Origin of the sequence: Burkholderia theae, from assembly GCF_048565265.1 — a bacterium.
In the GTDB taxonomy this organism is placed as follows: Bacteria; Pseudomonadota; Gammaproteobacteria; order Burkholderiales; family Burkholderiaceae; genus Burkholderia; species Burkholderia theae.
In genome coordinates this window covers 385,253-408,271 of record NZ_CP183462.1, presented here as the reverse complement: position 1 = coordinate 408,271, position 23,019 = coordinate 385,253, and the positions used below count along the sequence as shown (strand labels likewise).

The 23,019-nt window shown below is 68.7% G+C and carries 11 protein-coding genes; 7 read left to right on the top strand and 4 right to left on the bottom strand.

Annotation, left to right across the window (positions count from 1 at the left end):
• Positions 1-81: 81 nt before the first annotated feature.
• Both ACN22W_RS19355 and ACN22W_RS19350 read right to left on the bottom strand, forming a co-directional pair.
• Positions 82-1,092, bottom strand: coding sequence for a fimbrial protein (locus tag ACN22W_RS19355; RefSeq protein ID WP_419689027.1), 1,011 nt, complete (start codon positions 1,090-1,092; stop codon positions 82-84).
• A gap of 237 nt (positions 1,093-1,329) precedes the next feature.
• On the bottom strand, positions 1,330-2,253 hold the full coding sequence (locus tag ACN22W_RS19350; RefSeq protein WP_419689026.1) for an AraC family transcriptional regulator N-terminal domain-containing protein: 924 nt from the start codon (positions 2,251-2,253) through the stop codon (positions 1,330-1,332).
• A 181-nt stretch (positions 2,254-2,434) separates the two neighbouring features.
• Between ACN22W_RS19350 and ACN22W_RS19345 the strand changes: the two genes are divergently transcribed.
• On the top strand, positions 2,435-2,896 hold the full coding sequence (locus ACN22W_RS19345; protein WP_048245609.1) for a (2Fe-2S)-binding protein: 462 nt from the start codon (positions 2,435-2,437) through the stop codon (positions 2,894-2,896).
• 2 nt (positions 2,897-2,898) lie between these two features.
• On the top strand, positions 2,899-5,109 hold the full coding sequence (locus tag ACN22W_RS19340; protein WP_419689025.1) for a molybdopterin cofactor-binding domain-containing protein: 2,211 nt from the start codon (positions 2,899-2,901) through the stop codon (positions 5,107-5,109).
• A gap of 288 nt (positions 5,110-5,397) precedes the next feature.
• Here the strand turns inward: ACN22W_RS19340 and ACN22W_RS19335 are convergent, their stop codons facing one another.
• Positions 5,398-5,541, bottom strand: a complete 144-nt coding sequence (locus ACN22W_RS19335; RefSeq protein ID WP_419689024.1) for a hypothetical protein — start codon at positions 5,539-5,541, stop codon at positions 5,398-5,400.
• 41 nt (positions 5,542-5,582) lie between these two features.
• On the opposite strand from ACN22W_RS19335, the gene ACN22W_RS19330 reads away from it, so the two are divergent.
• From ACN22W_RS19330 to ACN22W_RS19310, 5 genes are all read left to right on the top strand, one after another.
• Positions 5,583-5,981, top strand: coding sequence for a winged helix-turn-helix domain-containing protein (locus ACN22W_RS19330; RefSeq protein WP_419689023.1), 399 nt, complete (start codon positions 5,583-5,585; stop codon positions 5,979-5,981).
• Positions 5,982-6,366: 385 nt separating this feature from the next.
• Positions 6,367-7,521 carry a type III secretion system cytoplasmic ring protein SctQ gene (sctQ, locus tag ACN22W_RS19325; RefSeq protein WP_419689022.1) on the top strand — a complete coding sequence of 385 codons (1,155 nt, stop codon included), beginning with the start codon at positions 6,367-6,369 and terminating at the stop codon, positions 7,519-7,521.
• Between the two features lie 3 nt (positions 7,522-7,524).
• A complete protein-coding gene (gene sctR / locus ACN22W_RS19320) occupies positions 7,525-8,199 on the top strand; it encodes a type III secretion system export apparatus subunit SctR (RefSeq protein ID WP_129515392.1) in 675 nt (224 codons plus the stop codon).
• On the top strand, positions 8,196-8,987 hold the full coding sequence (locus ACN22W_RS19315; protein WP_419689021.1) for a lytic transglycosylase domain-containing protein: 792 nt from the start codon (positions 8,196-8,198) through the stop codon (positions 8,985-8,987). The genes sctR and ACN22W_RS19315 overlap by 4 nt, the downstream gene beginning before the upstream one ends.
• Positions 8,988-9,153: 166 nt before the next feature.
• Positions 9,154-20,898, top strand: a complete 11,745-nt coding sequence (locus tag ACN22W_RS19310; RefSeq protein WP_419689020.1) for an LWXIA domain-containing protein — start codon at positions 9,154-9,156, stop codon at positions 20,896-20,898.
• Between the two features lie 52 nt (positions 20,899-20,950).
• Here ACN22W_RS19310 and asnB read toward each other — a convergent pair whose 3' ends face one another.
• Positions 20,951-22,918 carry an asparagine synthase (glutamine-hydrolyzing) gene (asnB, locus tag ACN22W_RS19305; protein WP_419689019.1) on the bottom strand — a complete coding sequence of 656 codons (1,968 nt, stop codon included), beginning with the start codon at positions 22,916-22,918 and terminating at the stop codon, positions 20,951-20,953.
• Positions 22,919-23,019 lie beyond the last annotated feature (101 nt).

Sequence of the window (23,019 nt, the reverse complement as noted above, 5' to 3'; positions counted from 1 at the left end):
CGGCCGCCCGGGAAGCGGCCGTGATCGGCAGTCGGGCGCGGGCCGCATCGCGGCAGCCCGACGATGCGCAATCGACGCGGGTTACTGGTAATCGAGTAAAACCGTCATCGCCCCGGATACCGTTCCCGGCGTAATCGCCGCGGCCGTCTGGATATATGACGCCTGCATCGGTATCGCATACGACCCGCCCGTGGCCTTGTCATAGGCGTCAACCCTGATCGACGTACCGAAGGTTGCCGCTACACCCTTGTCGTCCGCGACGCGAATCCGCACGCCCTTCGCGCTCGAACCGGCGACGAGCGGCAGCACGCCCGGTGAGCCTACGATGGCGCCCCCGACCGGATTGAGCAGATACCCGATCCGGTTGTATCCCCGCGGACAGTTGTCGACCCGGAGCTGAAAGCTCTTCGCGCCGGCGGTCGAACCGATACCGCTGAATTGAGAGGGCCTCGCACTCGGCAACGTCACGGTCTGGTTCGGCGCCGAGCAGGTACCCACGATCGCCGTCACTTTTCCGTTCGGCGACAAAAAGATGCGCGCTCCGTCGGGAACCTCCGTCGTGAACACCGTGAAGTACCACGTTCCTCCGAACGAACCGGACTGGATAGACTGACCATTGCTCAGCAGTTGCACTTCAATCGAACTGCTGAACTGTTCAGACAGGTAGTTCCCCGTCTTGTATCCCTTTCCATTGATCAGCAATTGGGCCGACACACCCGTGACAGTCGTTGAAATGATCGGCCCTGCCCCGGTGCTGCCGCTGCCAGCCGGATAATTATTGATCCCCCTGAACGTGCACGTCGCCTTGCCACACGCCTGCATCGGCGTAATGTAATAACGGGATATCACGCTGCCGCTCGGCAAATGCTGGGGAACGGAGATGTCTTGCCCGAACGCATGAACCGTGATGAAGGCCGCCCATGCTACCGGCGATGCCGCCATGACGATCCCGGCAACTGCGAGCTTGACGACGGGCGTCACGCTCCTGCCGCCCCACGTTCTTTTAGCAATACTGATTATTTTTCCAATTTTTGCCGTCCCGATGAAACCATGCCCGAGCACAAGAAATCCCTCCACCCAGTTGAATGCCATCTGCACGTCGGGTGCCTGTACCTCGGGGGCTGTCCGGCTCCCCGAATTTGGCGGACAACGCACAGTGACATTTATCTCAAAGAGGCGATTGTAGAATTTGTCACGTCCGAAAAATATATGACAATGATCAATCTATTGGCAAAAACAGGTAGTACAAGTCCTATATTCAACCGTTTTTTGGGCTCGTCCTATTTTTGTTTCTGACGTGGACGATGCCCGAACCTGACGGACCGCTCATCATCCCAAAAGCTCCTTCCGCCTCAGGTGCACGACGTCGCGCATTGGCGGCGCGCCGAACAGCCGGCTGTATTCGCGGCTGAACTGCGACGCGCTTTCGTAGCCGACGACGGCGGCCACCGACCCGACGTCGCCACCCTGCCTCAACAACAGCCGCCGCGCCTCGTGCAGCCGCAGCTGCTTCTGGTATTGCAGCGGGCTCAGCGTCGTCACGTGCTTGAAATGATGGTGCAGCGACGACACGCTCATGTTGACCGCCTGCGCGAGCGACTCGACGCGCATCGGCTCCGCGAAGTGATCGCGGATCCATTCGATCGCGCGCGCGATCCGGTGCGTCTGGCTGCCCGCGATGGCCATGTGCCGCAGCCGCGTGCCCTGCCCGCTCGTCATCAGCCGGTACAGCAGTTCCTTTTCGATCAGCGGCGCGACGACCGGGATATCGGCCGGCGTATCGAGCAGCCGCAACAGCCGCAGCGCGGCATCGAGCAGCGGCGGCGTCAGCTCGGCGAGCGCGATCCCCTCGCCTTCGGGGCCCGCGTCGGGCTCGGGCAGCCGCATCTCGGCCGCGAGCTCGACGATGCGCTGCGGATCGAGCGTCAGCGACAGGCACAGGTAGGGCGCTTCCGGCGATGCGCGCGTCACGCGCGACAGGATCGGCAAGTCGATCGACGTAATCAGGCAATTGTGCGTGTCGTATTCGTAGGCCTGGCCGGCCACGATCACGCGCTTCGCGCCCTGCGCGGCGATCACGAGCGCGGCGCGCGACACGCCGCAGCCGAGATCGACCGGACGCGTGTGCCGATGCAGCATCAGGCCCGGCACGGCCGTCGAATGCGAGCCGTCCGCCGGCGCGAAGCGGCCGATCAGCGTCGCCAGTTCGCGCCGCCCGGATTCGCGCGACGCCGCGATATCGGTCATGTCCATGACGCTTCCTCGATTGATTTCCCCGTGTCGCGGGAGCATAGCGAAACGGCCCGCGGTGTGCCCGGGATTTGCAGGATTGTTCAATAAATTTGCAGGATTGGGTAGACGCAAAAACCGGCTGCTCGCGCACACTGCCCGCTAACCGGGCGCATGCCGGGTTTTCCCCATGGAGACATACACAATGCCAACCTCCTTTGTCCTGAACGGCAAGAACGTCACGCTCGACGCCGATCCGTCGATGCCCGTCCTCTGGGCGATTCGCGAACACGCGGGACTGACCGGCACGAAGTTCGGCTGCGGCATGGCGCAGTGCGGCGCGTGCACGGTGCATCTCGAAGGCCAGGCCGTCCGCTCGTGCGTGCTGCCGCTCGCCGGCATCGCGGGCAAGCACATCACGACGATCGAAGGCCTGCAGAGCAAACCCGCGCAGGCCGTGCAGGCCGCGTGGGTCAAGCTGCAGGTTCCGCAATGCGGCTATTGCCAGTCCGGCCAGATCATGTCGGCCACCGCGCTGCTCGAACAGAACCCGAAGCCGACCGACGCGGACATCGACGCCGCGATGAACGGCAACCTGTGCCGCTGTGCGACCTACGCCCGCATCCGGGCCGCGATCCACGACGCGGCCACGACGCTGGGAGCCTGACCATGACGATCGAACTCGACAACACCGGCTCGGTACGGCCGTCGCGCCGCACGTTCCTGAAGGCCGCGGGCGCCGCGGCCGCCGTCAGCCTGACCATCGGCTTCGAATGGGCCGGCCTCGGCCGCCGCGCGCTGGCCGCCACCGCGCCCGCCGCCGATTTCGCGCCGAACGCGTTCCTGCGCATCACGCCCGACGGCGCCGTCACGGTCATCGCGAAGCACGTCGAACTGGGCCAGGGCGCGTATACGGGCATCGCGACGATCGTCGCCGAGGAGCTCGACGCCAACTGGTCGAACGTGCGCGTCGAAAGCGCGCCGGCCGACGCGAAACGCTATGCGAACCTCGCGTTCGGCACGATGCAGGGCACGGGCGGCAGCTCGGCCATGGCGAACTCGTGGCAGCAGTTGCGCGAAGCGGGCGGCAAGGCCCGCGCGATGCTCGTGTCGGCCGCGGCGGCCCGCTGGAAAGTGCCGGCCGGCGAGCTGACGACGGCGGATGGCGTCGTCACGCACGCGAAGAGCGGCAAGACGGCCGCGTACGGCACGCTCGTCGCCGATGCGTCGAAGCTGCCCGTGCCGGACAAGGTCGTGCTGAAGCAGCCGGCCGATTTCAAGCTGATCGGTCAGCGGATTCCGCGTGTCGACGCATCGGCGAAATCGAACGGCACCGCGCATTTCACGCTCGACACGACCTTCCCAGGCATGCGCGTCGCGTTGCTGCAGCGGCCGCCGCGCTTCGGCGCGACGGTGAAGTCGTTCGACGCGACCGCGGCGAAGGCCGTGCCGGGCGTCGTGTCGGTCGTGCAGGTGCCGGGCGGCGTCGCGGTCGTCGCGACGGGCTTCTGGGCCGCGAAACAGGGCCGCGACGCGCTGAAGGTCGAATGGGACGAGGCGAACGCCGAAAAGCGCGGCTCGGACGAGATCATGCGCGAATACCGGCAGCTCGCCGACAAGCCGGGCACGTCGGCGCGCAAGGACGGCGATGCCGACGCGGCGATCGCCGGCGCGGCGCGCAAGCTCAGCGCGACGTACGAATTCCCGTATCTCGCGCACGCGCCGATGGAGCCGCTCGACGCGGTCATCAAGCTGACGGCCGACAGTTGCGAGATCTGGGCCGGCGACCAGTTCCAGACGGTCGACCAGGCCAACGCGGCCCGGGTCGCGGGCCTGAAGCCCGAGCAGGTGCAGATCCACACGCTGTACGCGGGCGGCAGCTTCGGCCGGCGCGCGAACGCGTGGTCGGACTACGTGGTCGAGGCCGTGTCGATCGCGAAGGCGCTCGGCGCGGACGGCAAGCCCGTCAAGCTGCAGTGGACGCGCGAGGACGACATCCAGGGCGGCTTCTACCGGCCGATGTACTTCCACAAGCTCGACGCGGGCCTGACCGCGGACGGCCGGCTGGTCGGCTGGCGTCACCGGATCGTCGGCCAGTCGATCCTCGCCGGCACGCCGTTCGAGGCGTTCATGGTCAAGAACGGCGTCGACGCGACGTCGGTCGAGGGCGCGGCGAACCTGCCGTACGCGGTGCCGAACGTGTCGGTCGAACTCGCCACCGTGAAGACGGGCGTGCCCGTGCTGTGGTGGCGCGTGGTCGGCAGCTCGCACACGGCCTATGCGGTCGAGGCGTTCATCGACGAAGCCGCGCACACGGCCGGCAAGGACCCGTACGCGTTCCGCCGCGACCTGCTCGCGAAGGAGCCGCGCATGCGCGCGGTGCTCGACCTGGCCGCGCAGAAGGCCGGCTGGGACCCGGCCAAGCCGCTGCCGAAGGGCCGCGGGCGCGGGATCGCGGTGGCCGAGGCGTTCAAGAGCTACGTCGCGCAGGTGGCCGAGGTGTCGGTCGACGCGGACGGCAAGGTGAAGGTCGAGCGCGTGGTGTGCGCGGTCGACTGCGGGATCGCGATCAATCCCGACATCGTCGCCGCGCAGATGGAAGGCGGCATCGGCTTCGGGCTCGGCGCGGTGATGCACAGCGCGATCACGCTGAAGGACGGTCACGTCGAGCAGCGCAACTTCGACGGCTACCACGTGCTGCGCATGGCCGAGATGCCGAAGGTCGAGGTGTATATCGTGCCGTCGGCCGAAGCGCCGACCGGGGTCGGTGAGCCCGGCGTCGCGCCGGTCGGGCCGGCGGTCGCGAACGCGATCTTCGCGGCGACCGGCAAGCGGCATTACGTGCTGCCGTTCGATTCGGCGGATAGCGCGAAGGCTTGATGGCTGGGTGATGCGCCGGCCGCGGGGCGACGTTTGCGCTGCGGCCGGCGTTTTTTGAAGCCAGCCATCCTGCTTCCGTGTCGGGTTCGATGTCGGGTTTGATATGCACTTACGGCGCTGATTTATATCGATTTTTACGAAGGCCATGTAGGGTTCGATGTAGGGTTGCCCCTGCCCGCCTCGTACCCAAACCGAGCGTGCGTTGCCCGCATCATTTCCCGCCTCCCCCGCACGTTACGTCAGACGTAACGCCCGTAACGTCGCCGGCCGATGCTACGTAACAATCCTTCAATATTGCTCCGACCCTTTCTGTACCCGCGCCACGCCGCTCGTTAAAAATTCTTTTAAATTCAAGGCCGCCGCGCCGGCGGCCGCAGTGCGATCCGCTGTCGATTCGTGACAATCCTCCACCTGGCCCGAAAGTTGCAGCATAAGGCTGGCAAACACTCCTTTATGGACATGCGAGGGCCACCATGGATTGCAAATATCTGTACATCGACAACATAAAAATCAACTTCGTGCGCCGCACGATCGAAATCGACAACGAAATCATTGACGTCACGCCGCGCGAATTCGACGTCGTCGAATTCCTGCTCGACAACATGAACAAGATCGTGCCGCGGCAGGCAATCCAGGAAGCCGTGTGGGGCCGCGAGCTGGGCGTATCGTCGCGCACGCTCGACACCCATATCTCGCGTATCCGTTCGAAACTGCAACTCGATCACGACAAGAACCTGCGGATCATCCCGATCTACGCGGTCGGCTATCGCCTCGTGCTGTTCGGTGCGGCGATGACGCACGTCGAGCGCCACGACGCGGCGCCGGTCCTGCGCGCGGCGCCGCAAGCCGTGATGGCCGCCGACTACGCCTGACGCTTTACCCCGCGCGACGCCTGCCCGCGGCGCGCCTGCAACGCTCCCCCCACCGCGCTGCGTCGTTGCGCAGCGCCTCGCGGCCCGCCAGCCGGGCGCGGCCTGCATGCCGCCCGGCCCGCCAGCCAGTCGCGACCCGACCGCCGCCTCCGGGCGGCGGTCGCTTTTGGTCGCTCGCTCTCGCGTATCCCTCTGCCCATCCCGCTGCATTGCGCTTCGTAGCACCCCGCTCCCCGTTCCGTCGCGTGATGCGCACGACTACGGATTCCGGCGCGGCACGCAGCCATTGCCGTCCCTACAATCGACGCAGCAGCCGCGTGCCCCTCCGCGCCACCGGCCCCAGAACAACCCGTCGAACCAACGCCGAATTCGCCCCGATCCCGCCGTGCCTGCGCTGTTCCTGACGAATGCCGACGCCGGCGATGCCGCGAACCGGGCCATGCCCGCCGCTTCCGCGCCGCCCGCCGCTGCGCCGGCCGCGGTCGCGCTCGACGCGTCGCCCCACTTGCCGCGCCTGTCCGCCGCCACCGCGCGCGGGCTGTCGCACGCGTACGGCGCGACCGGCGCCGTGCCGGTCACGCTCGGCGAGCACGCGTATGAAGTGCGCTGGCGCGTCGACGCCGAGCCGGCCGCCGATGCGCACGCGTACCGCTTCGTCGTCGGCCCGGCCGCCGGCACGCTGTGGATCGACCCGCTCGCGGAAATCGAATGGCTGGGCGACGCGGCCGATCCGGCCGTGCCCGCGGTGATCCGCGCGGCGCTGCTCGCCGACCTGTGCGCACCGCTCGCGGGCGTGCTGCAGGCCGCGACGCGGCAGCGCGTGGAATTGCTGCCGCCGCCCGAGCACGCGCCCGCGTGGCGCGTTTTGCCGGCCGCGCTGCGTTTCGAATTGCGGCGCGCCGACGGCGCATGGCGCTGCCACGGCGCGCTGCTGTTCGATGCGCCGGATGCGCTGGCCGTGTTCTTCGCGGCGGCGCCGGCCGCGCTTGCCGACGCGCGCGCGGCCTACGCGAACCTGCCCGTGCCGCTCGTGTTCGAGATCGGCCGCACCGAGCTGACGACGGCCGAGCTGGCCGACGTCGTCGGCGGCGACATCATCGCGATCGAGCGCTGGCAGGCGCACGAGCAGAACCTGCTGTGCGTCGCGCGGCTGCCGGCCGCGCCCGCATGGGAGATCACCGGGCGGCCGTCGGGTAACCGGCTGACCGTCGAACGAATCAGGGAGATGCCTTTGGAACCGACCCGCACCGACACCGCGCCCGCGACGACGCACGACGCGCCGCCCGCCGATGCGCCACGCACGCTCGACGGCCTCGCAGTCGATCTGCGCTTCGAGCTGCCGCCCACGTCGATGCCGCTCGGCGAGCTGAGCGCGCTGCAGCCGGGTGCCGTGATCGAGCTGCAGCAAGGGATCAACCAGAGCGTGATCCATCTCGTCGCGAACGGGATGCTGATCGGCACCGGCCACCTGATCGCGGTCGGCCAGAAGCTCGGCGTGCGTGTCGTCACGCTGACGCAACCCGCGCCGCGCGAGCGCTGAGCGATGGGCAACCTGCCGAATCCGGTCGCGCTGATCGCGGTGATCGCCGCGCTCGGCGTCGCGCCGTTCGCGGCGCTGATGGTGACGAGCTACACGAAGCTCGTGGTCGTGCTCGGTCTCCTGCGCTCCGCGCTCGGGATCCAGCAGGTGCCGCCGAACCTCGTGCTGAACGGCATCGCGCTGATCCTGTCGCTGTTCATCATGGCGCCCGTCGGGATGTCGATCCGCGACGCGCTGCAGGCCCGCCATTTCGACGCATCGGGGCAACTGTCGACCGCCGACATCGGCGCGCTCGCCGATGCCGCGCTGCCGCCGATCAAGGATTTCCTCGTGTCGCACACGCGGCAGCGCGACCGCGAGTTCTTCGTGCGCACCGCGACGTCGGTCTGGCCGAAAAACCGCGCGGACGGCATCAAGGACGACGACCTGCTCGTGCTGGTGCCGAGCTTCACGCTCGCCGAACTGACGAAGGCGTTCCAGATCGGCTTCGTGATCTATATCGTGTTCATCGTCGTCGACCTGCTGGTCGCGAACATCCTGCTCGCGCTCGGGATGCAGATGATTTCGCCGACGACGATCTCGGTGCCGTTCAAGCTGCTGCTGTTCGTCGCGCTCGACGGCTGGTCGCTGCTCGTGCACGGGCTCGTGATGTCCTACCGCGTAGCGGGCGCGGGATGAACGCGCACGGCCTGCGCACCACCGCCGCGTGCCTGTGCGCGCTGGCCGGGCTCGCGCTCGCATTCGCCGGCATGCAGCCGCGCAACGCGCAGGCGGCCAGCGGCGCGGGTTTCGCGCAACTCGCACGCGCCTGCGCGCCGAACGTCGATCCCGACACGCTCGCCGCGCTCGTGCGCACCGAGTCGGGCTTCAATCCCTATGCGATCGGCGTGGTCGGCGGGCACCTGGCGCGCCAGCCCGCATCGCTCGACGAGGCCCGCGCGACCGCGCGCGAACTCACGACGCGCGGCTTCAGCTACAGCGTCGGCCTCGCGCAGGTGAACGAACGCAATTTCTCGAAATACGGGCTCGACGAAGCGACGATGTTCGAGCCGTGCCGCAACCTGCAGGCCGGCGGCGCGATCCTGACCGAATGCTTCGCGCGCTCGTCGGGCACCGGCCGCGCCACGCAGGCCGCGTTGCGCGCGGCGCTGTCGTGCTACTACAGCGGCAACTTCACGACGGGCTTCTCGAGCGGCTACGTGAGCCGCGTCGTCGCAAGCGCGCAGCGCAACGCGCGCGAAGGCGGCATCGAACCGATTCCCGTCGTGAGCGACACGCCGCCGCCCGAGCGCCGGCGGCGCATGGAAGCCGCCGCCACCACGCCGCCCGAACGCGCGCGCCGGCTGGCATCGCCTGCGGCATCCGCCGATGCGCCGTCGTGCCATGCACGCCCGGTGATGATGATGTGCCACGGGCTGCCGGCAAACCAGGCGAAGCGGCTGTGCGTGCGGTGTCTCGATCAGTGACGGCGCACGGCCGCCGCGTGGCCGTACTCGTCTCGTAGCGTGCGGCGCGCTCGCGCGCCGGGCGCTTTGCAGCGCTACGAAACAGCGGCGATCCGGCCGCAACCCGTGTCCCTACACTCGTCGGATCGCGTCGCGGCGCGCATCACACGGTTCAGGGGAGACGAGCATGCTGTCGATCGATGGATTGGGAATGGGCGTCAACTGGCAGCGTTTCCTGTCGGATACGCTGAACCCGGTCGTCGCGCCGCCGCCCCCGCCTCCCCCGCCGAAGCAGGGCGATCCGTCCGCCGGCCCCGCGAACCCGACCGTGTCGCCGCCGATTCCCGTGACGGCCACGCCGTCCACCGACCCGTCGAAACCGACCAACGCCGAGATCGCATCCGCGACGTCGCTGGTCCAGAGCATGGCCGCGCAGTACACGGCGCCGCCGCCCGACATCACGGTCGAGAACGAAAAGACGAGCGCGGTGCAGAAGGCGATCCAGGAGGCGCAGACGCAATACGACAACGCATCGCAATCGCTGCAGGACGCGCAGAACGAACTGCGCCTCACGAACCGAGATCCCGAATCGACGGCCGACGACCGCAAGGCCGCGCAGGATAACTATGCGAAGGCCCGCACCGCCGCCGACGGCGCCCAGCGCGACCTGAACGTGACGACCGACGCGGGCTACATGATCCTGTACGGCGAACAGGCGGACGCCGACATGCCGGCCGGGATGAAGATCGACGACGCCGGCAAGGTGACCGACCCGGGTGACGCGCAGCACGCCGCCGACCAGCAGTTCAAGACGCTGCTGGCCGCGTTTCCCGATCATGCGAACGACTCGAACTGGATGCCGCAGGCGAGCGACTGCAAGAATCCGCTGCAGATCCGGCTCTACGACGACTGGCAGACCGCGAGTGCGACGGCCGCCGTCGGCGCGTCGAAGTACTACGCCGACGTCGCGAACTCGAACCTCGCGTACACGCAGTTCCAGTCGTATCTCGCCGATCCGGCCTACAAGGACGCGCTCGACTCGGGCGTTAGCCGGCTGAACACCGCGCTCCAGTCGCAGGAGCTGCAGGTCACGATGCCCGACGCGCCGGTTTCGCAGGACGCCGCGCAGCAGGCCGTCACGACGGCCGCAACGGCCGCGAACTGCGCGAATGCCGCGGTCGCCGCCGCGAACGACAGCCTGACGCTCACGAACGCGCAGCAGCAATACGATTCGGCCAGCGGCAAGGTGGGGCCGACGGTGATCGTCCCGAACGCGGTGTCGGACGCGAAGACCGCGCTCGCCCGCGCGCAGACGGCCGCGAACACGAGCGGCAGCTATCTGCAGATGGTGTCCGCGCAGCAACAGGTCGACACGCTGCAGATCGATTACAAGAAAAAGACGCAGGCATCCGACGACTGGCACAAGGCCAACCCGAATTCGACGCTGAAGGATCCGCAGGTCGACCTCGATGTCGGCGACGCGTACGCGAAACTGTCGCAGGCGCAACAGCAGGCAAGCATCGCGCAGGACGGCTTCGTCGCCACCTACGGCGCGACGCTCGCGCAGCAGTACGACGACCAGGCGTCGCAGATCCAGGCGCAGGTGAACGCGCGCTCGGCGCTCGTGAAGCCGCCGGCCCAGCCGCCGTTCGTTGCGCCGTCGCAGTCGACCGCGAATGGCGTGCCGACCCTGAACGTGCCATCGCTGTCGACCTCGGCGAGCGCCGCGCCTACCGGCGCGCCGGCGCTGCCGACACTGCCGACGTCATCGCCGTCGCCGTTTCCGGTGCCGCCGTCGTCGACCGCGAATGGCGGATTGCAGCCTTCGTCCGCCGATCCGTTCGCACTGCCGCAAACACCGGCCGCGCCGGCCACCCCGACCGGCCCGACGATGCTCGACGCAAAGCGCCTGCAGGTCGTCGCGGGCGCGATCCGCGCGGCCGACAGCCGGCTGTCGGATGCGGTCAACGAGCGGGCGACCAATGCGGCGCTCTCGCAGGCGCGCATCCAGCAGACCGGGGCGAAAAGCACGCTCGCGTCGGTGCAGAAACAGTACGACGACTGGGCGGCCGCGAATCCGCCGCCCGTGCGTTTCCCCTATGTCGCGGGCGACGACATGATCCCGGCGCCGTCGATGCCGCGCCCGAACCTGTACCAGGACCAGCTCGACAAGGCGAAGGCGGCCGTCACGCAGGCGGACAACGCAGTGCAGCGCCTGCAGTTGCTGAGCGAGACGTCGCACCAGCAGGTGCTGATGGACCAGTTCGACGCGGGGCTCGACGAGCGGCTGCGCAACGCGGCGCCCGATTCGGACGCCGGCAACGACTACAAGAAGGCGCTGCACGACTTCTACGAGGCGCATCGCGGCGAGCTGTCGAACTCGCTGCTCGACGCGGCGAGCGCGAGCACGCAGAACGGCAACACGATTGCATTCGGCAAGCTGACCGACAACGAGCAGCGCAACCTGATTGGCATCGCACTCGGGATGCAACCCGACGTGCCGAACACGGCAGCGGCGAGCGACGGTTCGGATCCCGTATCGCCGACGAGCGACGATGCCGCGCGCTTCACCGACAAGGACAAGCTGTCGACGATCAACACCGTGCGCGACAAGCTGCTGTCGATCGGCGGCGGCACGAACGCGCAGGTCAACGTGCTGCCGATGGTGTATGCGGCGAAGGACGCCGGCATGACGACCAGCGCGATCTTCAAGGTCACCGGCAAGGACGGCACGCAATACATCGACGAGACGGGCAGCACCTACAACGACATCAACGATTACATCAACAACAACCAGCTGTCGTCGGACGGCACCGTCGACATCGCGACCGGCCACAACGCGGACGGCACGCTGCAGCTCGTATCGAAGGCCGCGCACCACGAAAGCGGCTTCGACACCCTCCTCGGCGACCTGACCAGCACCGGTACGAACATCTTGATGATGGCCGGCGGGATGGTGGCCGAAGGCGTCGGCGGGCTGCTCGACGGCACCGGTATCGGCGCGGTCATCGGCGTCCCGCTGAACGTCCTCGGCGCGGGGTTGATGTACACCGCGATCGGTTCGTCGATGACGAGCGCGGGGCTCGACATCGCGACGCGCATGGAGCACGGCCGCAGCATCAACCCGTTCACCGACGCGGGTGCGCGCGGCGACTTCATCAATCTCGTGCCGATGGGCGCGGCGGGCGCCGCGAAGCTCGCCGGCAGCAAGCTGTTTACACGCACGGTGGAGGCGCTCACGCGCACGCCGAAAGTCGCGGCGCTGCTCAACACGGGTGCGAAGGCCACCGCGATCGTGACCGGCGTCGGCGGCGCGGTCGAGGCGTTCGGCGAAGCCGGCGTCGACTATTTCACGGGCAACAGGAAAGCGGCCGGCGAGGAACTCAAGTCCGGGCTCACCAACGTCGCGCTGATGGCCGCGGGCGGCCTGAAGGAACGTGCGGTCACGGCGGAGCGTATCCGCTCGGGCCGGCCGGTGCCGATCCGAACGACCGACGGCGACACCGTCACGGTCGACAGCAAGATGCTCGGCCAGATCCTGAACAAGGGCGACACGTCGTCGCTCGCGTACGGCCGCACCCGCGCGACGCTCGACGGCGAAGCCGTGAAGGTCTCGCCGGAAGGCATGCTGATGGTCGGCGACAAGATCCTTACCTACGACAACAAGCCGATCCGCGTACTCGACAAGGCATCGAGCAAGCAGATGCCGCCCGGCGAGTCGGTGGTGCTCGGCGAAGACGGCACGTTGTCCGTCGTGTCGGCCTCGCCGAAGGGATGGACCAATGGCACGCGCATCGACGACGTCAAAGGTACCGGCGAGCGCCTGTCGTTCGGCCCGAGCGGCGAGATGAGCACGACGTCGAACATCGTCGCGCAGACGCGGCTCGACCTCCTGGATCACGCGATGGCGCAAACGCGCGAAGCGATCCGGCAGGCGAACGCCAACGACACGCAGGCGTCGCGCAGCCTCGCGCAAACGACTGCCGAAGGCGAAACGGCGAGCACCGCTACCAATGCCCGCAGCACGCAGCGCACGAGCCAGGAGCGCTCTCGCGCCGATCAGCAGCACGACGAAGCCGAAGTGGACCGCACGGCTTCCGCGCGCAGCGACCGGCACAGCGCGGATACGCAGGCACAACGCGCGCGGCCCGTCGACATCGAGGAGCCGGCCGGCCCCGGCACGCGCCCGAAAACCGACGGCACGCCGCCACGCGTCAATACGAGGGTCATCGACCTGACGGATGAAGCGCCCGCCACGCGGCCGGCCACCTCCGACCCGGCCGGCATCGCGGTGCCGCGCGGGCCCAGTGCCGAGCCGATGGAGGTCGGTGACCGCACGGTCTATGTCGTGCGCAACGGCGCAGCGCCGGATGCGCCCGGCGCGCGGCCGGCCGCACTGAGCCCGCAGGACCTCGAGGAACCCGTGATCGTCGTGGCCGGCGAGCACGACGCGGCGCTTGCGCCCGAGCTCGCGAATCGCTGGCAGAAGCCCGTCTACGCGGCGGCCCCCGACGCGTTCGGCGCCGACGGCCAGTTGCACGCGGACGCCCGCGTGCTGCGCTTCGATCCCGCGCCGGAAGCCGCGGCGGCCGAAGCCGGCTTGCCAGGTGCCGCAGCCGACGAAGCGCCGCCGACGGCCCCTCGCCCGGCTGCCGCCGACGACACGGTGATCGTGCTCGCCGGCAAGCGCGGCCCGAACGAACCGGCGATGCCGCGCCCCGTCGCGACGGCCAAACCCGTCAGCGCGCTCGACGGCGTATTCAGCGCGCCGAATCGCGTGCTGGTGCTCGTCAAGCCGGAGCGCCCCGCCGCCGCCGAACGCGCGGCGGAACGCGACACGGGCACCGACAAGTCCGCCGGCAACGCGGCCGGCGAAACCGCCGACGGCACGACCACCCGCAAGAATGCAGCCGGCGAGCGGCCGGCCGCCGCGAACGACGACACAGGGCTCGCGGCCGCGCATCCGGAAACGACGGAAACCCCACCGCCCGACCATGCGGCGTCGAACCCCGGCTGGCTCACGCGGATGCAGATGCGCTTCGGCGGCGCGGCGCTGCCCGAAGCCGCGCAGGCGCTCGCCATGCAGTCGGGTACGCTCGCGACGCAATTGCGCATGCTGCAGGACGCCGGCTGGCGCGTGACGCTCGGCAAGCGCGGCGGCGGCAGCCGCATCGATCCGCGCAAGCGCCGCGTGACGATCGACGGCGGCCTCCAGCATCCGGGCAGCATCGCGTACACGCTCGCGCACGAAGCACGGCATGCGGTCGAGGCGATGGCCGGCGTGCTGAATCTGGACTACGGCAACCGCAGCCGCTTCACGCGCAAGGCGCTCGAAGCCGAGGCGCGCGCGCAGATCAACGCGTTCGAGGCACGCTACGAGATCCAGCTCGCGGGCGGCGGCGATATCGCCTCGCACGTGCGGCTGCCCGATGCGATCGAGCACGAAGGCAATGCATGGCGCGCGCCGTCGCACGACTATGCGGGCACGGTCGGCCGGCTCGTCGACGCCTTCGCCGACGCGCCCGTATCGGGCCGCGACGGCGAGACTTACCGCGACTTCTATCACGATGTGTGGGCGCGCCAGAAGCGTGCCGGCGGCATTCCGCGCCGGATGCCGGCGCCGCAGACGCACGAGGCCGGCGACACGCCGCGCGGCGTGCGCAGCTTCGACGAACGCGTCGCATGGAGCCGCGCGCATGCCGAATACGCGTCGCCGTTCGGCGCGGGCGAGCGTCCCGATGCGGCCGAACTTGCCGCCGGCCGCGTGCGGCACTTCACGGTCGACCCGGACCGCCGCTTGATCGTCCTGCACGCCGACACGCGCGCGGACGGCACGCTGCTGGCCGACGGGCAGCCGGTCGGCGCGCACGAATACATGCTCGACATGGCGCCGTCGTTCGTGATGCGCCACGGTTATTCGATCGTGCTGTCGGCCCGGCACGGCGGCGAGGAACACGCCGCGCGGCTCGCGAACCTGTGGCAGCGCCCCGTGTACGCCGCGCCGCCGCATGCGGTCGGTGCGCATGGCGCGCTGCTCGACACCGGCCTCTTCCGCCGTCTCGACCCGGCGCCGGCCGCGCCGCACGATCTGGGGCCGTTGAAGGGCGATCCGCTCGGCGTCTATGCGAACGGCGACCGCACCGCGCGCGTCGACATCCCGCGCGAACTGGGCGAACTGCTCGGCTCCGGCGGCGAAAAGACCGTGTTCGCACTCGGCAACGACGCCGCGCTCGGCGTGTACGACCGCAATGCACACCGCCCTGCGTCAGGCCACGTACGCGCAGCCGTCGACGAACGGATCGCGCTCGACGACCTGCGTTCGTACGGACTGGAAACGGTCACGATGAACGGGCCGTTCTCGGTATTCGGCCGCGTCGGCGTGCTGTACCGCCCGCTCGGCGTGCTCCATACGCACACGATGCTCGACACCGGCACGCTGCCCCGCGTCGTCACACGCGCGGCGCTCGAACATCTGCGGCGGATTCGCGAAGTCGTCGAACGCGAAGGCCTCGCCTTCGACCTGCAGGGCATCTTCACGCGCAACGGCGATTTCCTGCTGAACGACCCTGGCGAGATCTCGCGCAACCCGGGTTCGCCGCGATCGAACGCACACCTGGAGACGCTCGCCGAGCTCACCAGGATCGAACGCGCGCTCGCGAAAGGGCTCGAACACGGCGACATCGAACTCGCGCATCCGGCGATCGCCGAAACGCTGCCGCCCGACGCGTTCGTGCAGAAGCCGTCCGTCATCACGCGCATCCGCATGCGGTTCGGCGGTGCGCCGCTGTCGAAGGAAGCGCTGGCGCTCGTCGATCGATCGACGCTGCTGAGCGGCCAGATCGCGCTCGCGCGCGAAGCCGGCTGGAAAGTCGTGGTCGGCCGCCCCGGGCGCGGCAGCCGTGTCGATACCGCGAAGCAGCGCATCGTGCTAGACGGCCGGCTGCGCGGCACCGGCACGCTCGTGTATGCGCTCGCGCACGAAGCCCGGCACGCGGTCGAGACGATCACCGGTCAACTGGCGCTCGACCGCACGTCGCCCGATGCGCTGACCGACAGCGCGCTGATGGCCGAAGCGCGTGCGCAGGCGAACGCGTTCGCGGTGCGCCGCGAGCTCATCGACGGCGCGGGCATCGACATCGCAAAGGACGCGCACCTGCCCGAAGGGATCGCGCGCGAAGCCGACCACGTGATGCCCGGCGACGAAGCGGGCCTGCGCCGGCTCGCGGCCGCGTTCGGCGACGCCGCGCCATCGGTGCCGGGCCACGCGACCTATCGCGACTACTACGCAAGCCAGGCTGCCGGCATGCGAGCGAACGGCGTGCCACGCGAAATGCCGGCGCCGGCGCCTGTGCCCGCGCCACAACCGGCGTCGAACGCACCGGTGCCCGTGCGTGCCACGCGGCCGGCCGTCAAGCGCGCGCAGCGCGCGCTCGACCAGCTCGCGTCGCACGGCAAGCGCGACCTGGTCCGCATCGATGGCAACCAGCTCGACAGCGTCGCCGAGATGAAGGCGGCGTTCGGCAACGACGCCCATGTGCTGATCGCGCCGCGCATCGCACGACCGGCCGACCAGCTCGATGCACGGCATCCGCAGCCCGAATTCATCGGAAGCATGCGGACGGACGCCAATGGTGAGTTCGTCGACAAGGAACCGGCATCGGCCGATATCGATCCGGCACGGTGGCACGCGGCCTTTCTCGCACTCGAGGATGCGGGCGCCGCCGACCGCGAGAACTACGACTACTACGTATCGCCCGTCCCGCTCGCCGAAATGCGCGCGTATGGCGGCGCCGCACGCGTCAAGGCGTACTTCGGTGAGCCGCGTCAATGGGACGCCGAGCCGTCCGCCGCGGGCGCCGACGCGAACGTCGTCGCCACCGTGAAGGCGCTCGACGACGCGCCGCGCTTCCGGCAGCCGAAGCAGGCGGAAAAATACGCGCGCAAGCATCCCGGCACGCAGACGACGCTCTATGCGGTCGATCGCAAGACCGGCAAGGTGCTCGGTCATGCGACGCTCGATGCCGAGCAGAAATGGACCTACGTCGAAACCACGTCGCTCGGCGATGCGACGATCGCTCCGCGCGAACTCGCCGACGCGTTCCGGCGCCGCTCGCGCCTGCTGCCCGACGGGCGCCGCGGCGTGCGGTTCGTGGTGGCCGACGTGTCGCACGATGTCGTCGAAAGCTACGGCGGATTCGCGCCGGCCAAAATGCGCCGCGCGCTCGACGACCGGAAGACGCCGCTGTCGAAGCCGGACGTCTACGTCCAGCGTGTGCTCGGGCAGGTCCGCCCCACCCTGCGGCAAAAAAACCGGGAAGCGGCCGACGCACGCACGCCGAACCTGCTGCCGACGACGGCGGACACCGCGCTCGACTTCAACGCGCAGCACGCGCCGGAGTTGATGAGCGCGCTCGAATTGGGCGAGATACCCGACGGTCACTACGTGTACGTGTACGACCACGAAGGCTCCGTCACCGACACACTGCGAGGCACGCTCACCGGCCTCGTCGCGGTGGAGAACGGCACGGTCCGCTGGTACGACAGCGTCGACCAGTTCCGCGAAAAGGGCAACGAGGGCCTGCCGCTGGAGCGGGCGACGATCGGCCGCGGGCCGTATGGCGGGAATCAGCACTTCCTGCTGTCCACGCTTGCACCCGATGCATTCGAGCCGCGCGCCACCGCGATCAAGGAGGCCGCCCAGCAGGCCGAGGAAGCGGCCCGGCAAGCCGCACAGCCGGCGGCGGCCACCGCCACGCCACCGGCCGCCGGCAAAGGCGGCAAAGGTGCAAAGGCAGGCAAAGGCGGTAAACCCGGCAAAGCCGGCAGAAAAGGCCGGAAACCGGCACGCGGCAAGCGGCTAACGAAGCAACCCGCCGTTCACGTGCCCAACCCGCCCGTCGTACCGGCCGTGAAGCCGATCGCGCTCGAGCCGTACCAGCCGGCGTTCGTGTCGAGCACGATCGTCGAATCGGTCACACGCTACGGCAAGGCGAAGGTCGCCGATTTCGCGTCGACGCTCGAGCGCCTCAAGGAATGGGGCAAGCGCGACCAGGGTCAGCACGACGGCAACGGCCTGACGCTGACCGACAAGCCGAAGGCCATCATGGCCGATGCCACGCTGTGGAAGAAGATCTTCACGGGCTTCGACATGTGGCGCGAGGCATCGAACCTCCACCCGCACGGCTTCCTTGCCGATCCCGGCGGCGGCCGCAACCGGCTGGTGCGCCTCTCGCAGCAACTCGCCACGGACCACGGCGCCGCGCGCACCACCGACAAGAAGTTGATCGAGGCGTACCTCGCGCTGCCGGCGGAGATTCGCGACCGGCTCGTCCCGATGTCACGCTCGTTCTCGCTACGCGACGATCCCGATCAGATGGGGCAGTATGTCAATCAGTATGGCGGTGCGCTCGCGGCCGTCGTGCTCCAGGTCGATCCGTATTCGCTTGCCGCCGCGAGCGGCGGCAAGCAGGACCCGGGGTTGATCCAGCGGGCCAGGCAGTTCGGCGACCCGACCGGTGCCCGCTACGACGACGAAAAGGCGACGATCACGCGCACGGACGCCAACGGCAAGCAGCAAACGCTCGAACTCGACGACCTCGCCCATCTGCACAAGTGGCTCACGGCCGCATCGAAATACGGCTTCCTGCTGCGGCTCGAAGCCGCGCCGTCGCGGCCGCTCGTATCGCTGGAAGACGGTCATGCGATGGCCGGCACGAACAACGGTTACGCCGAGATCCGGCGTATCGCCGAATCGCTCGAAACGTGGGCGGAGAAGAACGAAGGCCAGAAGACGCCGCTCGTGATGCTGACCTTCCACGGGGCGGACGCCGTGCTCGAGCCGGTACCGGGCGAAGGACACGTGCAGTTGCTGGACGAGATCCTGAGCCGAAAACAGCTCGACTGGCTCCATGTCGGCCTGTCATGGGGCACGCACGGCGACGACTTCATCGCGAATGCAGACCTGACGCGCGCATTGGCGGCAAAGATCGTCGATTACCAGCAGAACGCCTCCGACAAGTTCGCGAGACTGCACGGCGCCGATGCGCTGACCCGCGTCTACGAGCCGGTCAGCGCCGACGACTTCGCGAACCAGCAGCGCATCCTGTTCACGGAAATCGAGCGCATCGCGAAATCGAAAAACATGACGGACGACCAGATCGCGACATTGCGCGACGCACTGTACGAGCACAACACGTCGGCGCTGCTGAACCAGGCGCGCCGCGCGACGAATGACGTCGCGAAATCCGTATGGCGGCGCAAAGGCAAGTCGAACCTCCGCGGCCTGGAAGCCCAGGCGCACAAAGTCGGCCTCGACTGGCTCAAACGCAATGGCGACAGCACTACCGAGCGGCCGGCGATGAAATCGATCGTGGCCACCGACAGCAGCCAGCACTGGAAGGACGTCACCCGCCGGAAAGCACTGCAGAACGACGGATCGCATCCGATCGGCGCCAATCGCAAGGCCATCGCGCAGCCCGACATGCCCACCAAGGCAACAATGGACGACGCGACCGCCCAGCTCAAGGCACTGCGCGTGCACCGGCCGTCGACGGGGCCGTCCGACCTGACGAAGATGACTCTCGCGAGCGCGATCGTCATCGGCGCGTCGAGCGTCATCGGCCTGAACACCCGGTTCCACTGGATGAATTCGACCATGCTGGGCAACATGTCGTCGTCGTTCCTGCTCGCGTCGCGTCTCGGGCGCGTGTTCCAGGTGATGCACCAGGGCGCCATCCGCAGCCTGCAGTCGGGCAACCCGAAGGCCGCGGTGGCAGCCATCACGCACCTCGAGACGACGCTCGCCAAGCAGTTCGGTTCCGGAACGCATGAATACGGCGAGCACCGGCCGCCCCAGCTCGACGCCGCGGTACGCAACGCGCAAGCGTTGGCCCGGCAATACGTCGAGCAATACCAGCACGGGACCATGAGTTTCGAGGACGCGAAGGCGAACATCACGTCGCTCGCCGACGACGTGCTCACGCAAATGCAGGGGTTCGTCGGCGGCACGTCGCTGCAGCAACTTCATGCGGGCAATCCGCGCAGCCTGCTGGGCATCGCGGGGCGGGCCGGCACGGCCGTCGCATCGGTCGCGACGGTCACGAGCGGCATCGGCACGGTCCTCGGCGCGCACGACTTGTTCAAGATGGCGGTGGGCACGACCGGCATCGCGAGCGGCGTGCTCGGCGCCGCGTATGCGGGCGCGTCGTTCCTGATCGTGTCGCGGCGCGTGAACGCGGACAAGCGCAGCCGCGTCGTGCGCGTGCTCGATTCGGCGGGCGACTTCGCGTCGGTCGCGCTCGGCGGCCTCTCCACCGCGTCCCAATGGCGGCAAGGCGAATACGATCTCGCGGTCGCGACCGCCACGTCGACCGCGCTGCTGCTCGCCGGCCGCCTCAACACGCACTTCCCGAACGCAACGCCGTTCGTCAAGAAGATCCCGACCGCCGTGGTGATGATTCCGGTTGCCGCATTCGGCTACAAGTTCATCATCGGCGTCGCCCCGCTGGTCGGAGGATTGTTCAACTGGATATTCGGCGGATCAGCGTCGCAGTCGAATCTCGTGCCGGGTGCGTTACCGGGCGCGTCGCCGAGCGCATCGCCCAGTGCGTCGCCAAGCACATCGCCGTCCGCCACGGCGTCGCCGCCGGCGAGCACGACGACGCAGCCGCAACCATCGCAGGGCACGCCGTCGAGTTCGCCATCGAATGCACCGCAGCCCTACATCGTCGTCGCCGGCGATTCGCTGTGGGTCATCGCCGACCAGCATCGCCAGTCGCTGCTCGACGCCGCGCACGTGTCACGCGCCGACCAGCAGGCGATGACGCGCGGCGAGCAGGATGCGCGCGCGCTGAACGAGATCCTGCAGCTCAATCCGGCGGTCGCCGGCAATCCGGGCGGCCTCGCGATCGGCACGCCGCTGAACGTCGGCTGACGACGTTCAGCCCCGCGGCCGGAAGCCTACCCCGGCCGCGCGGCGCGCCGCGTCAACCCGCGCGCTGCGCCTCCAGCCACGACTGGAACATCAGCACCGTCCACAACTGGTGCTGCCAGTTCATCCGGCCAGTCTGGTGCTGCCGCCACAGACGCTCGACCGCGGCCGCGTCGAAGAAGCCTTCTTCACGCAACCGCGACGGCCGCAGCAACGCCTCGGCCCAGTCGCGCAGCGCGCCGCGCAGCCAGTGATCGACGGGCGCGCAGAAGCCCTGCTTCGGCCGGTCGATCAGCGCGGACGGCACGTAGCGGTCGAGCAGCCGGCGCAGCAGCGCCTTCGACTGCCCTTCCGGCAAGCGCACCGACGCCGGCACGCGCCACGCGAATTCGACGACGTGATGGTCGAGGAACGGCATGCGCGTCTCGAGGCTCACGGCCATCGCCGCGCGATCGACCTTCGCGAGAATGTCGGTCGGCAGATACGTGAGCGTGTCGATCGCCATCGCCTGCTCGGCGAAGCTCAGGTGCGCGGGCCACGCGGATACCGTGTCGAGCGGCGTCGGCGGCTCCTGCCCCGACAGCGCGAGACGCTCGGGATGATGCACCGACGACATCAGCAGCCGGTACAGGCCGATCCGGCTCTCGGCCGTCATCACGTGGCCGAGCTTGTGCAGGCGATCGCCGATGCGGGCCGCCGATTCACGTGCCTCCACGCCGCCCCATGCACCCTGCGCGACGGCCGCGAGCTGGTCCGCATGATCGGGCCGCAGCGCATGCAGCGCGGCGGCGATCCGCGCACGCACGGCCGCCGGCACGCGATGCAGCTTGCGCCACAGGCGCGGTGTCAGGAAGTAGCGCGTATAACCGCCGAACAGCTCGTCGCCGCCGTCGCCGGACAGGCTCACCTTCACGTGCCGGCGCGTCATTTCCGACACGAGAAAGGTCGGGATCTGCGACGCATCGGAGAACGGCTCGTCGTAGATCGACGGCAGCTTCGGCACGACGTCGAGTGCATGGTCGGCGGTCACGTAAAGCTCGGTGTGCCGCGTGCCGAGATGGCGCGCGACGGCCTTCGCATAACCGGCCTCGTCATAGCCGGCTTCATGGAAGCCGATCGTGAACGTGTCGACCGGCGTCGCCGATTGCGCCTGCATCAGCGCGACGATCGCGGACGAATCGACGCCGCCCGACAGGAACGCGCCGAGCGGCACGTCGGCTTCCATCTGCCGCGCAACGGCCTGGCGCAGGACCGCGTCGAGCTGGCCGACGGCGTCCTCGGCGTTGCCCTCGAACGGCTGCGCGCGGCCGCTCTCGATCGCCTGTTCGAGCGTCCAGTACGCGCGCAGGCGCGGCGTGTCGCGCGCATGCTCGAACTGGATGAACGTGCCGGGCGGCAGCTTGCGAATGCCGCGATAGATCGTGTACGGTGCCGGCACGCTCGACTGGCGCAGGTACAGGCACAGCGCGTCGCGATCGATCGTGCCGTCGAAGCCCGGATAACCGCGCAGCGCCTTCAGCTCGGACGCGAACACGAGCGCGTCGCCGATCCGGCCGTAATAGAGCGGCTTCTCGCCGATCCGGTCGCGCGCGAGCGTCAGCACCCGCGATGCGCGATTCCACAGCGCGAACGCGAACATGCCGGTCGCGCGCCGCAGCGCCGCCTCGACGCCCCACGCGACGATCGCCGCGATCAGCACCTCGCTGTCGGAGTGGCCGCGCCACGCCGGTGCGCGACCCGCGCGCTCCAGCTCCGCGCGCAGTTCGCGATGGTTGTAGATTTCGCCATTGAAGACCATGACATAACGACCGCACGCGGACGCCATCGGCTGCCGGCCGTGGGCCGACAGGTCGACGATCGCAAGCCGCCGGTGGCCGAGCGCGATGCCGGCCTCCGGATCGACCCAGATCCCCTGCCCGTCCGGCCCGCGATGCGCCAGGCTCGCCGTCATGCGCGCGAGCGTACCGCGCGCTGTCTCCTCATCGAAGGCGACGCTATTCAAGAAGCCGTCGATTCCGCACATTTGATTTGTTCGCCCCTGTTGACCTGTTCCGTCACGCATGGCGCAACCTCGCGGCCCGCCGTCCGGCGTGACGATCGAGCCATATTACGAAGAAATAATTC

Coding starts and splice junctions, on each gene's coding strand:
- ACN22W_RS19355 (WP_419689027.1), bottom strand. CDS start 1,092: ATGGCATTCAACTGGGTGGAGGGATTTCTTGTGCTCGGGCATGGTTTC.
- ACN22W_RS19350 (WP_419689026.1), bottom strand. CDS start 2,253: ATGGACATGACCGATATCGCGGCGTCGCGCGAATCCGGGCGGCGCGAA.
- ACN22W_RS19345 (WP_048245609.1), top strand. CDS start 2,435: ATGCCAACCTCCTTTGTCCTGAACGGCAAGAACGTCACGCTCGACGCC.
- ACN22W_RS19340 (WP_419689025.1), top strand. CDS start 2,899: ATGACGATCGAACTCGACAACACCGGCTCGGTACGGCCGTCGCGCCGC.
- ACN22W_RS19335 (WP_419689024.1), bottom strand. CDS start 5,541: ATGCTGCAACTTTCGGGCCAGGTGGAGGATTGTCACGAATCGACAGCG.
- ACN22W_RS19330 (WP_419689023.1), top strand. CDS start 5,583: ATGGATTGCAAATATCTGTACATCGACAACATAAAAATCAACTTCGTG.
- sctR (WP_129515392.1), top strand. CDS start 7,525: ATGGGCAACCTGCCGAATCCGGTCGCGCTGATCGCGGTGATCGCCGCG.
- ACN22W_RS19315 (WP_419689021.1), top strand. CDS start 8,196: ATGAACGCGCACGGCCTGCGCACCACCGCCGCGTGCCTGTGCGCGCTG.
- ACN22W_RS19310 (WP_419689020.1), top strand. CDS start 9,154: ATGCTGTCGATCGATGGATTGGGAATGGGCGTCAACTGGCAGCGTTTC.
- asnB (WP_419689019.1), bottom strand. CDS start 22,918: ATGTGCGGAATCGACGGCTTCTTGAATAGCGTCGCCTTCGATGAGGAG.